Origin of the sequence: Haliscomenobacter sp., from assembly GCF_040403615.1 — a bacterium.
GTDB lineage: Bacteria > Bacteroidota > Bacteroidia > Chitinophagales > Saprospiraceae > Haliscomenobacter.
This window is the reverse complement of record NZ_JBBAKG010000047.1, coordinates 26,701-39,094: the sequence shown is the minus strand read 5'-3', so window position 1 is coordinate 39,094 and position 12,394 is coordinate 26,701. Positions and strand designations below refer to the sequence as shown.

Here is a 12,394-nt window from a genome sequence, read left to right as displayed (position 1 = left end):
GCCATGATCAGTGGCAAGGAACTCAAAGGTCGCATCATGGGGAATTTGATCTTGTTGCTGTTGGGGGTAGTGGTCAGCGCAAAACCAGGGGGACTGATACAAAAAATCTTTAAGTACTATATGCCCAAACCCAGTGAAGGACCAAGTAAAAAAGATCGGGAAAACGGATTCTTTAATCTCCATTTCTATGGCGTCATGCCCGATGGTGCCGTGGTTAAAGCCATAGTGAAAGGCGATCGCGACCCAGGTTACGGATCTACTTCCAAGATGTTGGCGGAATGCGCAGTATGCCTGGCCAAAGATGAAGCCGTTGCTCCAGAACAATTCGGGGTATTGACTCCGGCTACCGCTTTGGGCGATGCCTTGCTCGCGAGGTTGACCAATTTTGCAGGACTGAGTTTTGTCATTGCATAAATGTGGATTTAAGGCGCAACTTGTAACTTGGCTACAGAAGTAGATGAATGCAAAAAAAAGAAAATGGACTTTATAGATTATTACAAACTTTTGGGCTTGCCCAAAACCGCCAGTGAAAAAGACATCAAGGCTGCGTACCGCAAATTGGCGCGAAAATACCACCCTGACTTAAATCCGAACAACAAAGAATCTGAAAAAAAATTCAAGGAAATCAATGAGGCCAATGAAGTATTGAGCGACCCTGAAAAAAGGAAAAAATACGACAAGTACGGCAAAGACTGGCAACACGCCGATGAAATTGAAAAATCCAGGCAGCAGCAATCCCAACGCAACACGGGAAGGCAGCAATCTTCTGAAGGGTACTCCGGTGATTTTTCTGATTTTTTTGAATCGATGTTTGAAAACCAGGCCGGGCCAAGAGGCAGACAGACCCGATTCAAAGGCCAGGATCTGAACGCCGAATTGCAACTCGACTTAAAGGATGTGTATGTAAGTCAGAAGCAAACCCTGACCGTCAACGGTAAAAACATTCGCCTCACTATTCCAGCAGGCGTTGAAAATGGTCAGACCATCAAGATTCCCGGGCATGGGGCACCAGGCGCAAATGGCGGCCCCAACGGAGATTTGTACATCACTTTTTCAATTGCAGATCATCCCAAATTTAAACGCGAGAGCAGCAATCTGTACGCAAGTGTTGAGATAGACCTGTACACTGCCTTATTGGGTGGCGACACCACCGTAGACACCCTGGATGGACAAGTAAAACTAAAGGTTGCCCCCGAAACCCAAAGCGGCACCAAAGTCAAATTGAAAGGCAAGGGTTTTCCTGTTTACAAAAAAGACGGAGAATTTGGCGATTTGTACATCACCTATCAAGTCAAATTGCCCACCAAGCTCAGCGAGCAAGAAAAAGCATTGTTTGCGGAATTGGCTAAAATCAGAAACCATGGAAACTAAAAGCTTGATCCTCCTGGAACAATTTTGCAGCCAGCTCAATGCGGAGCCCGCTTTTATCATCGCTTTGCAGGAATATGAACTGGTGGAAATCATCGAAATTGAAGCCACCCAATACTTGCCCGAAGAGCAATTGTCAGAAGTGGAGAAAATGCTGCGCCTGCATTATGACCTCAACATCAACCTGGAAGGCATTGATGCCATTGCCTCCTTATTGAAACAGATCAGCAGCTTGCAACAAGAACTGCTTGCGGTGAAAAACAAATTGAGCTTTTACGAAGCAGTGTAAAATATCACCAATCATCTTTATCGACTACGGCAGACTTGGCCCCCCAACGCAACGTCTTCCAGGCAGCCTGTTGGTCTTTGGTCAAAAAAGTCCAGGCAACTACCCGGCTGGTTTTGTTGCCCTGGCCCATTGGGATGGTTTTTACTTCCACCGCGCCCGCTTTGGTCAGCGCTTCGTAGACATACTTCAGGTGAGATTGCTTGGAAATCAAGCTGGAAAACCAAAAGCACGAAGTTGCAAATTGCTTACTTTGGCGCACCATTTCGCGTACAAAGGTCTCTTCTCCCCCTTCGCACCACAATTCCTGATTTTGTCCACCAAAATTTTTGACAACTTCGGTCACCTCCTGGTGTTGGAGGTTGCTCAACTTGCGCAAGGTAGCCTGCTCAGCAGCCTCCGCCGAGGCATGAAAGGGAGGATTGCAAATCGACAAATCGAAGTACTCATCGGCCTGGATGATGCCTTTGAAGAAAACTTTGGCGTTGGGCTGTAAGCGGCATTCCACCTTGCCCGTTAAAACCGGGTTTTCAGCAATGATGCGATTGGCTGATTCCAACGCAACTGCATCTATGTCTGAACCTACAAATGACCAACCGTATTCCCTGACGCCGATGATGGGATACACACAGTTGGCACCAATGCCCAAATCCAGGCAGCGAATGGCACTGCCCTGCGGGATAGTTCCAAAATTGGATGTCCCCAACAAATCGGCAATGTGGTGGATGTAATCAGCCCGACCCGGAATGGGCGGACACAGGTAGCCTTCGGGGATGTCCCAGTTGAGGATGTGGTAATACTGCTTGAGCAAGGCCCGATTGAGCATTTTCACCGCTGCCGGGTCAGCAAAGTCAATGGATTCGTCCTGATGGATGTTCAGTTTTACGAATGGAGCCAGTTCAGGAAGACTGATTTTCAATAGTTTGAATTCGTAACGTGCCCGATGGCGGTTGCGCGGATGGAGTTGTTCCTTTTCGGTAGGATGCTCTTTTTTCTTTTCCTTGGAGCGGGCTATTGCTTTTTTATTGGGAAGTTCCTTTTTCATTTTTGGCATAAATGATCGTGGTTTGATGAGGGTATGGTTTGCGAAAGCTGCATCAACGACTTTTGCTATCAAAGGCACAAAGGTAATTCAAGATAAAGACCGTATTAATCATTTCCGATTTTTTTGGATTGTTTGTCGATAAATAACCCCAACTTTAATCATTCTGAATGGTTTTAATACTCAACTAACCACACAACTTCATGTCTTTACGCGAATACGACATTATTCTTTGGAGTGCTTCCGGGTTTACAGACTGCCGGACTAAGTTTTGTGGTGGCGTAAACTATAAAACACAAAAGGCCACTGCTATAAACCGCAGTGGCCTTTTGTATAATTACCCGAGAGGGTGCGCTTAGCGCGGGTTGGGGTCAGGCATTGGCTTTTTCCAAGGCTTTAAACCACAGTTCGCTGTCCAGTTCGGCATAGGTACGTTCGATTCCTTCCCGCAAACCAATGCGGTGTTTCCAGCCCAGGTGGTGTATTTTGGATACATCCATCAATTTGCGTGGTGTGCCATCCGGTTTGGATGTATTCAGGCGAATTTCACCCGTAAAACCCACGATATCGCTGATGAGCTGGGCCAATTCCAGGATGGATAAATCTTCGCCAGTACCGATGTTGACATGGCTGGCATCGTCGTAGTGGAGCATCATGAAGAGGCTGGCTTCGGCCAGGTCATCCACATGTAAAAATTCCCGCAGTGGCTTGCCGGTTCCCCACATTTCGACAAAGTCATCGCCATTGACCTTGGCCTCATGGAACTTCCGAATGAGGGCAGGCAATACGTGACTGGTATGTAGGTCGTAATTGTCATTGGGGCCATACAGGTTGGTTGGCATGGCGGAAATAAAGTTGCAACCGTACTGACTCCGGTAGGCCTCACATAGTTTGATTCCCGCGATCTTGGCAATGGCATAAGGCTCATTGGTAGGTTCAAGCAAACCAGTCAAGAGGTGATCCTCTTTGAGTGGTTGGGGGGCCAGTTTGGGGTAAATACAAGAAGAGCCAAGAAACAGCAACTTTTTCACGCCAGATGTTTTGGCCGCGTGAATGACGTTGTTTTGAATCATCAGGTTCTCATAAAGGAATTCGCCGCGGTAGGTGTTATTGGCAACAATACCCCCTACTTTGGCTGCGGCGAGAAAAAGATATTCCGGGCGCTCCTGTTCAAAAAATGCATGAACAGCAGCCTGGTTACGCAGGTCGAGTTCACTGGAAGTACGGGTAACCAGATTTTGAAAACCTTCCTTGATCAGGCACCGCAAAATGGCAGATCCCACCATTCCGCGATGCCCGGCAACGTATATTTTGCTGGACTTTTCCATGTTCTGCAATTGTTCTTAATTATTCAAATTCATTTTTCACAGCAAAACCAGCCTCCTTGAGTACCCGATTCTGTTGAAATAGATCCAAGTCAGCAGCAACCATTTCCTTCACCAGCCCATTCAAATCATAGCTGGGTTGCCAACCCAGTTTTTCTCTGGCTTTGGTGCTGTCTCCAATCAATAATTCAACCTCGGCTGGTCGGAAATAGCGCGGATCAATGGAAACAACTTCCTGACCTAGCTGTAAGCGATAATCGGGGTGATTGGATTCAGAAACAATGCCAACCTCATCGCGACCTTTTCCCTGAAACTCAAGTTCGACACCGATTTCCTGGAATGCCATGCGAACAAAATCACGAACGCTGGTTGCTACACCGGTTGAAATGACAAAATCTTCTGCTTGTGGTTGTTGAAGCATCAACCACATCGCTTCTACATAGTCTTTGGCGTGGCCCCAATCGCGCTGCGCATCTAGGTTGCCAAGGAAAAGTTTGTCCTGCAAACCCAACCCAATCTTGGACACCGCACGGGTAATTTTGCGGGTAACAAAGGTTTCGCCGCGCAGAGGGCTTTCATGGTTGAACAGGATGCCATTGCACGCATAAAGATCGTACGCCTCGCGGTAGTTAACGGTTATCCAGTAGGCATAAAGCTTGGCGACCCCATACGGAGAACGTGGATAAAAAGGGGTACGCTCGGTTTGAGGCACCTCTTGTACCAAGCCGTACAACTCGGAGGTGGAGGCTTGGTAGAATTTTGTTTTTTTCTCTAATCCCAAAAACCGAATGGCTTCCAACAAGCGGAGTGCCCCAGTTCCATCTGCATTAGCGGTGTACTCTGGTGATTCAAAACTGACCTGTACGTGTGACTGGGCACCCAGATTATAAATTTCATCTGGTTGCACTTCCTGAACGATTCGAATCAGGTTGGTTGAATCGGTCAAATCTCCGTAGTGGAGAAAAAAATTCAGTTCCCGTTCATGAGGATCTTGATAAAGATGGTCGATCCTCGTGGTGTTAAACAGGGAAGAGCGACGTTTGATGCCATGCACTTCGTAGCCTTTGGCTAGAAGCAATTCACTGAGGTAAGCTCCATCCTGGCCAGTGACCCCGGTAAGTAATGCACGTTTCTTGTTCATGTCAATTAAAATTTTTTTTTGAACTACAATATTGGTTGGTTTGCCACCAATTTTGAAATAAATTATAGGCCTTTACCGCTGTTATTGTCAGCGATAAAGGCCCAAAAAAACAAATGATTGTTTGTTGTTCTTAATGAAGAGTTAGTTTTTGCCCACCACAAAAGGGAGTGCCTTACTGAGCAGGCCGCCTGAATGATGAAGATAGTACATTCCAGCGTACAAATCCGGCAAATTCCATCTCAATATATTCCAACCAGAGATGGTTTCAGCCTGGAAAGTTTTGATTTTTCGGCCAAATTGATCAACAATAGTAAAGATGACCGAAGGCTGTTGAGTAAACAACTTGATGGTTAATTCTGCGTTCCCTCCATTTAACAGGTTGGGGTAAATTTGCCAAGTGCCAGCTTCACAATTTGTCTTTTCTTCAAGAATTTCGGAATAAGTAAAGTTGCCATCTTTGTAGACATACTTCAGTCGGTAATAATTCTCATTCTTTGTTTCGGAATCAAGGTATTGAAACGATTGTAACCCAACCTTACCAAAGCTGTTAATTTTTGAAATCGATGCAAAAGTATTTCCATCTCCTCTTTTTTCAAGTTCAAAATGGTCAAAATCTTCATTGACTACCCAATTCCAATTCAACAGCACCCGGCATTCTTCAATTTGAGCATTGAAACTTTCTATACTCCCTGATATGTTTGGAAGGCTACCTGCTTTTTTCATCAAAACAATTGACTCATAAGGTTTCAAAACCACCTTATCTGTATAGGTTGTATTTTTCACATCCACATAACTTGCACCCAGTAAGATTGTTTTATCAGATGAAGTTGGATTGTATTCAAATTTAATGGATTCATCCTCCTTCACACTACTGGCAGTAGCTTCATACAAACCTACATTGTCCAGCCAATAAGAAAAATTCTCATTGAATGCCTGAAAAATCAGGTGGCCTGCTGATACCGAGGACGGGAACGAAAAAAGCACCTCGTATTCTGTCCGGTTTGGATTGAGGTAAATCTTTTTTGAGCTTGAAATGGGACTCCAAGGAGAAGTACTATGTCTCAAAAACACCTCAATCTGGGTTTCTCTTTCAGCAACCGCACTGAAACGAAGAATGTACTGTTTGGACCGATCTATCGCCCCACAATTTAAAGCCACAACCCCAAGGCTTTTCCCGGAGATTTTTACCGCTCTTTTATCCAATACACTAGCTGTTGACCAGGTTGTGGCACAATCGCCATTAGGGGACCAACAAGACACGCCCATAGAAGTATTTTCGAAGCCCGTATTAGCGTATTTATTGCGGCTGGCGTCTATTGAAACCAAATTGTATGGCCGGAATCGCATCGAGACTCCCTTGTTATCCAGGTTTTTCCCGTACGGTAGAACGGGGCTTCTGGAGTCATACATTTTATGCACATTGCCTACACCCGGTTGGTCATAGTCCGACAAGATGGTTAAGTTTTCATCAAACGGGCGGGCATTATAATTCCCGGAAAAGCTACCCATCGAAGCAAAGTCATTTAAATCTGACTTGAAATAAAAGGTAGGTTGATCGGTCATCTTTGAGAAAAATTTGTTGCCCGTAAAAACCGCATTCCGGATGGGATCCCCTAAGTCATCATGAACTGTTTTTATTTGTATTTTATTGTTGTATAATGTGTTGTTTTGAATTTTAATGTTCCTGGCGTTGTGAATGTAGATCCCATTATTTGTACAATGGGCAACAGTATTTCCAATAATATCAACGTTGGTAGCGTTGTCATCCAAATAAATACCTTCTGCTGCAGCATAATCCATACGGTTGGTACCTTCTGGTGCCCCCAAACCATTTAGCACAATGTTGCCAATGATGCTTCGATTCAAAAAAGTTTTATTTTCCTTTCCCGTCCAGGTATATATCCCACTTCCATCATCAATAACCAGGCAAAAAGTATCGATGTAGTTGTTTTTGATGATGTTGTTGTCTCCTGCAAATCTTATACCAACATACCCCGTTTTGATGATTTGATTGTATTCTGCTTTAAATCCTTTCGTGTAGCTGATGATTCCGTATGCTTGGTTTTCGGTAATCATGCCTGGAAAAATGCCAGAATTTCGGATGGTGTTTTTGGTTAAAACCGCATCGGTGGCGTTGTATTTCAGGTTAACTGCGATGCTATTTGAATTGGTTATTTCCGAATTCTCCAAAACAAAATTCGAGCAGCCGTATACACGTATGGCATCTATTCCTGAACATAAAATCTGCGAATTTTTGATCTTCAGGTTTTTCAAATTCGCCGTATTGGAATAAACGCCGTATTGATTGGCCCCATTAATAGCCAGGTTGGCGATCACAATGTCACTGGCTTTTGACTCGATTAAGGTATTGGTTGTTGCGATCTGAACGGTATAAGCAGTAGGTGATTTGGTGCCAAAAAAAACATTGAGTTTTTTGGTGGTCGGATTGTAATACCATTCCCCAAACTGATCTAGGGTTTTGATGTCATTTTGAATGAAGTAGCCATAACCATCCTCCAAATCGTAATCTGTAGCCTTGCTGTAGTTAATTCTGGCTTTGGTTGTAGTGGTTATCGGTACTCTTTCGATGGTCCACCTGGAAGTTCGAACCACCAACTCCGCATTCTTCCAGGCTGGGCTAGCGGGAAGTTGGTTGTCAACGAGGTATAGGCTTCCGTGCCCTTCAAAGGTTAAAAAGCCTTTATTGGCGGCGTTTGCATTGGGATATCTTCCCATGGCATAACTGGTATTGTTGATGGCCACCATGTTTACTTTTCCAGGTGTGTTGATCACTGGGCTTTCATAAATACCGCCACCAAGCGCAGTCCAGGTTGAAATATTGGAAAATCCACTGATCACTGGCCGTGCACCTTTTCCATAAGCAGCTAAAACAATAGGTAAAGAAGCCGTACCGGACTTAACAATTTGAATGCCCCCAGAAAAGACTTCGCCTCGTTTGAACAATACTGAATCTCCTGGTTGGAGCTGTGTAAAAAAGGAATTTAACTTGGCTGTAGTTTTCCAAGGCGTTTGAGCATTTTTCGCCTGCGCGGAGCTTCTGCTGTCATCTCCGGTTGAGGCAGAAAAATAGTAATTGGCTGCAAACGAGTTAAGTACACTGCTAAGAATCAGCAGTGAAAATAGAGTGAATTGTTTCATAATCGGTTTTTTTATATAAGTTACTCAAAAATAAGAACGGATAATATTTCCCTCTATTTTCCAAATACTGATAATAATTTATTTTCTATGAGAATTTTACTACATTTCAACATCATTTCAAATGATATTTTTGATTTTTCTGCAATATTTAAAAGTGAGTTTTTCCCATCTGCAAAATTCAATAACCAAAGCATTGCCATTTGTAGGTCTTTTTGGTCACTATCCCCTCCAATTGCTTCGTACAAACCCCTTTTTCCCAATTGAGGCTCACATTTTGGATAAAGATTTTGATAATTGACGTTCTGTTCTAAAATCTCAACAATCTCTAAATATATGTCAAACGAGGCTTGAAGAAAAGTGGGTTGAATCAGCTGCAGGTTGTCGCCAGAGGTATGATATTCCGGGTAACTCCCAAAAGGTGAACGAGTTAGATTTCCAACAGGCAGATTAAATCCCGGCGAACAAAATTGACGCTCATCGTATCCATAAGGGAAAAAATCAATGATTTCACAAGGGTACCCCGAATTTCTCAATACATATGCGACCACCTGATCAATTTCGGAATCGCCTCGCCGGCTTTTTTTAAAAGTGAACCCACCTGCGTCCCCTACCAGTGACACAACCAGTCCATGTTTAATGTGCTTTACTTTAGGTTCGTTCAGGGCTAGCCAGGTAATTGAGCCAATGGTTCCTGGAATGAACAAAAATCGATAAGAATATCTATTTTTTTGTTCCTGTAGTAATTTGGCCAAAAAGGTCAGTAAACTTATCCCGGAAAGGTTGTCGTTGGCCAGGGAAGGGTGGCAAATGTGTGCCGAAAAAAGAACCTCCTCCTCCGAATCACCAGGAATATAAAGCTCACCATAGGTCAAACTGCCTTCTTCCAAAGTTGAATCAATGTAAACCTCATAATCACCATCCGGTAATTCCAGGTATTGGTTGTGGGCCAAACAAAAACCCCAGTTTTCCTGATAATAGGAAGTTCGATATGGAATCAGATCAGGTTTATCGGGCAATGTAAAGAGATGCTTCTTCAAGTCCTCCAAACTCAACACTTGGTGTACAGGTATGCTATACTGCAGGATATGGAGATTGTGCTCCTTAAAATCAATTATTTTTTTTCCGTGCGGGCCGATGACCCAAGCATCTCGAATGTTCCATTCTTTGGGAACGGTCCAATCAAAAACAGGCGTATTGCTGGGCACTTCGTGAATTTCAATCGGGATATATTCCTGCAAAATACGCAACGATTGTCGTACGCCATCACCAGTGATGCTTCTACAAATAGGAAACAATCTCTCGGCCAAAGCATACATACTTGTTCCTATCGAAGTTAGGTTCTCCATAACGCTTAATTAATGGTTCTTTTCCAACTGGTTCCATTTCCGGTAAACAGGTTGTACTGCTTCCCCTTCTAAATAATTTTCGACACCCTCATCAATTGCTTTGCGGTAAATCGCAAGCGCTTTATGAAATATACCAACGGTTTGATCAATGTCTTTCTCTTTGTGCGCATAGCTCAACACCAAATTGGGTGCGATAACTCCTCCTTTGATCAATTCCTGCAACAGTAAAGTACGGAATGGTTGGGAGGGGCGGCGCTGTTCGTCGCGGGTAGAAAAAACCAAACAAACCGGAAAACCGTGTACTCCTACATAGTCTTGCAGGCCATGCTCTGCAATGGATTGATTGAGGCCCTGCCGAAGCCTTTCGCCTTGAACTTGCATGTGTCCAATCACGTCTTTTTCCTGGTACTCTTTTACCACCGCAATAAAGGCCGCAAGGGCGTGGTTTTCTGCCCCATGCGTAGTGGACAATAAAAAGACCCTTTCCTGATCGTGGTATAAACCGCCTAGTTCCATGATTTCTCTTTTCCCGGCCAAAGCAGAGATAGCGAATCCATTGCCCATGGCTTTGCCAAAGGTTGAGAGATCGGGAACGATATTGTAAAGGGTTTGTGCCCCACCAATGTGCCAGCGAAATCCAGTGATCATTTCATCAATGATGAACACAGTACCATTGTCTTTGCACAATTGCTGCACTCCATGGAGGAATTGAGGATCAAAGGGGTCGTTTTTTTCTACTTCCATGATCAAACAGGCCAGTTGACCCGGGTATTGATCAAATAAAGACTTTACACTTGCTAAGTTATTGTATTGAAAGCTTACGGTCAAGTCGCGTACGGACTGGGGTATGCCCGCATTGACGGTAGTAGTGCCAATGAACCAGTCGTCAACCGAAAAGAAGGGATGATCTGCACAAATGGCCACCATGTCCCGCCCGGTGTAAGCCCTTGAAAGTTTGAGTGCAGCAGTGGTAACATCTGATCCATTTTTAGAAAATTTGACCATATCAGCACCAGGTACTACTTTTAAAAAGGCCTCGGCTGCTTCCAGCTCTATGGTAGCTGGACGGGCGAAATTGATACCCTTCCACATTTGTTGGCAAGCTGCAGTAATTACTGCGGGATATGCATGTCCCAGCGCGACTGCACGCAACCCCATCCCGTATTCGATGTACTCGTTGCCATCAACGTCCCATACCCGACACCCCTCACCTTTGGTAAGATAAGGGGGATGAAATTCGGGGAACTGGTCGTCGCCTTTTGCATACGTATGACAGCCACCTGGAATGAGTTGATGAATTTTTTTCTTCAACTCAAGCGATTTTTCGAAGTTTTTGTGTTGCATTTGTTTGGTGAGTTTTATTTTTTACCCTTTCAGATTAGCCTAACATCTTCATCACCCAATGTAAAAGCTCAAGGTTGACGCCATAAAATAAGCCCCATTTTAATCCAGGACCTGTACCTCTGGAATAGGAATAACAAATTTTCCTCCCCACTCCAGTACATGTGCCATCTGTTGACTGATTTCTTTCTTGAGGTTCCAAGGAAGGATCAATACATAATCCGGGCGGGTCTCTGCAATTTTATCTGGAGTATAAACCGGAATATGGGTGCCGGGTAGAAAATTCCCCTGTTTGTGGGGGCTGCGATCAACAGTATAATCCACAAAATCAGTGCGGATGCCGCAGTAGTTCAGCAGGGTATTTCCTTTTCCGGGTGCGCCATAACCTACCACCGTTTTGCCCTCTCGTTTGGCTTCAATCAAAAAAGTCAGGAGTTTGCGTTTGGTTTCCTTAACTTTCTCTTCAAAAGTGGCATAATAATCCAAGGTTTCCATTCCCAGTTCTTGTTCGCGGTGGATGAGTTCGCGGACATTGTCCGTAATGGCTTTGGTTTCATCCTCCGTGTGGCGCCCAAAAATGCGCAGTGACCCACCGTGGGTTGGTAATTCTTGGACGTCAAATAAAGTAATCCCATGATGGGCGAAGACCCGGTTGACCGCCACGAAGGAAAAATAGGAGAAATGTTCGTGGTAGATGGTGTCAAATTGATTTTCCTCAATCAATCTTTGCAAGTGTGGGAACTCCATCGTAATCACTCCCCCTTCGGCCAACATCTCTTTCATCCCTCGGACAAAGTCATTGAGGTCGGGGACGTGTGCCAATACGTTATTTCCCAACAGCAGATCAGCTTTACCATATTGAACAGCCAATTGTTTGGCGGTTTCGGTTCCGAAAAATTGTCCTTCGGTGCGGATTCCTTTCTCACGGGCTGCTGCAGCAACATTCCCGGATGGTTCTACACCCAATACGGGAATATTTTTCTGAACAAACCATTGCAAAAGGTAGCCATCATTGCTGGCAATTTCTACCACCAGTTTATCCGAATCGAGGCCAAAACGCTCGATCATCATCTCAGTGTAGAGGCGGGCATGTTCCAGCCAGGAGTCGGAGAAGGAAGAAAAATAGCCATATTCTTCAGAAAAAATTTCATCAGGTGCGGCAAATTCTTCCAATTGAACCAACCAACAAGAATGACACACGTAAGCATGAAGGGGGTAAAACTTCTCTACGTCATTGGCATGTTCTGGTGTAACGTGTTTTTGGCAGAGGGGGGACATGCCTAAATCAACAACGCCGTGCTGCAATTCAGTTGAACAAAAGCGGCATTTACTGCTGCCTGAAGAGTTGTGGTTATTTGTTTGTGTTTGCATGATTGTAAATATTGA

9 protein-coding genes and 1 pseudogene are annotated in these 12,394 nt (G+C 44.4%); 3 read left to right on the top strand and 7 right to left on the bottom strand.

The window, feature by feature from the left end; genetic code table 11:
• From ABW391_RS15985 to ABW391_RS15975, 3 genes and pseudogenes are all read left to right on the top strand, one after another.
• Positions 1 to 414: pseudogene (locus tag ABW391_RS15985) on the top strand (saccharopine dehydrogenase family protein); the annotation flags it as partial.
• A gap of 63 nt (positions 415 to 477) precedes the next feature.
• Entirely contained in the window at positions 478 to 1,371 is an 894-nt protein-coding gene (locus ABW391_RS15980) for a DnaJ C-terminal domain-containing protein (RefSeq protein ID WP_353482894.1), read from the top strand.
• Positions 1,361 to 1,657 (top strand): chaperone modulator CbpM, encoded by a 297-nt coding sequence (locus ABW391_RS15975; protein WP_353482893.1) that lies wholly within the window; start codon positions 1,361 to 1,363, stop codon positions 1,655 to 1,657. The genes ABW391_RS15980 and ABW391_RS15975 overlap by 11 nt, the downstream gene beginning before the upstream one ends.
• Before the next feature lie 4 nt (positions 1,658 to 1,661).
• Here ABW391_RS15975 and rlmF read toward each other — a convergent pair whose 3' ends face one another.
• The 7 genes from rlmF to ABW391_RS15940 all read right to left on the bottom strand — a co-directional run bounded on the left by rlmF (position 1,662) and on the right by ABW391_RS15940 (position 12,379).
• Positions 1,662 to 2,708: a 23S rRNA (adenine(1618)-N(6))-methyltransferase RlmF gene (gene rlmF, locus ABW391_RS15970; RefSeq protein WP_353482892.1), complete on the bottom strand. Its 1,047-nt coding sequence runs from the start codon at positions 2,706 to 2,708 to the stop codon at positions 1,662 to 1,664.
• 359 nt (positions 2,709 to 3,067) lie between these two features.
• Positions 3,068 to 4,024 (bottom strand): GDP-L-fucose synthase, encoded by a 957-nt coding sequence (gene fcl, locus ABW391_RS15965; protein WP_353482891.1) that lies wholly within the window; start codon positions 4,022 to 4,024, stop codon positions 3,068 to 3,070.
• 19 nt (positions 4,025 to 4,043) lie between these two features.
• On the bottom strand, positions 4,044 to 5,162 hold the full coding sequence (gene gmd, locus ABW391_RS15960) for a GDP-mannose 4,6-dehydratase (RefSeq protein WP_353482890.1): 1,119 nt from the start codon (positions 5,160 to 5,162) through the stop codon (positions 4,044 to 4,046).
• Positions 5,163 to 5,303: 141 nt separating this feature from the next.
• Positions 5,304 to 8,321: a right-handed parallel beta-helix repeat-containing protein gene (locus ABW391_RS15955; protein WP_353482889.1), complete on the bottom strand. Its 3,018-nt coding sequence runs from the start codon at positions 8,319 to 8,321 to the stop codon at positions 5,304 to 5,306.
• Between the two features lie 53 nt (positions 8,322 to 8,374).
• On the bottom strand, positions 8,375 to 9,637 hold the full coding sequence (locus ABW391_RS15950) for a DUF4910 domain-containing protein (protein ID WP_353482888.1): 1,263 nt from the start codon (positions 9,635 to 9,637) through the stop codon (positions 8,375 to 8,377).
• Positions 9,638 to 9,676: 39 nt separating this feature from the next.
• On the bottom strand, positions 9,677 to 11,011 hold the full coding sequence (locus ABW391_RS15945; RefSeq protein ID WP_353482887.1) for a glutamate-1-semialdehyde 2,1-aminomutase: 1,335 nt from the start codon (positions 11,009 to 11,011) through the stop codon (positions 9,677 to 9,679).
• Between the two features lie 99 nt (positions 11,012 to 11,110).
• Positions 11,111 to 12,379 (bottom strand): methyltransferase domain-containing protein, encoded by a 1,269-nt coding sequence (locus ABW391_RS15940; protein ID WP_353482886.1) that lies wholly within the window; start codon positions 12,377 to 12,379, stop codon positions 11,111 to 11,113.
• Between the last annotated feature and the right edge of the window lie 15 nt (positions 12,380 to 12,394).

Excerpts from the sequence above, each read along its gene's own strand:
- ABW391_RS15980 (WP_353482894.1), top strand. The coding sequence starts at position 478 with ATGGACTTTATAGATTATTACAAACTTTTGGGCTTGCCCAAAACCGCC.
- ABW391_RS15975 (WP_353482893.1), top strand. The coding sequence starts at position 1,361 with ATGGAAACTAAAAGCTTGATCCTCCTGGAACAATTTTGCAGCCAGCTC.
- rlmF (WP_353482892.1), bottom strand. The coding sequence starts at position 2,708 with ATGCCAAAAATGAAAAAGGAACTTCCCAATAAAAAAGCAATAGCCCGC.
- fcl (WP_353482891.1), bottom strand. The coding sequence starts at position 4,024 with ATGGAAAAGTCCAGCAAAATATACGTTGCCGGGCATCGCGGAATGGTG.
- gmd (WP_353482890.1), bottom strand. The coding sequence starts at position 5,162 with ATGAACAAGAAACGTGCATTACTTACCGGGGTCACTGGCCAGGATGGA.
- ABW391_RS15955 (WP_353482889.1), bottom strand. The coding sequence starts at position 8,321 with ATGAAACAATTCACTCTATTTTCACTGCTGATTCTTAGCAGTGTACTT.
- ABW391_RS15950 (WP_353482888.1), bottom strand. The coding sequence starts at position 9,637 with ATGTATGCTTTGGCCGAGAGATTGTTTCCTATTTGTAGAAGCATCACT.
- ABW391_RS15945 (WP_353482887.1), bottom strand. The coding sequence starts at position 11,011 with ATGCAACACAAAAACTTCGAAAAATCGCTTGAGTTGAAGAAAAAAATT.
- ABW391_RS15940 (WP_353482886.1), bottom strand. The coding sequence starts at position 12,379 with ATGCAAACACAAACAAATAACCACAACTCTTCAGGCAGCAGTAAATGC.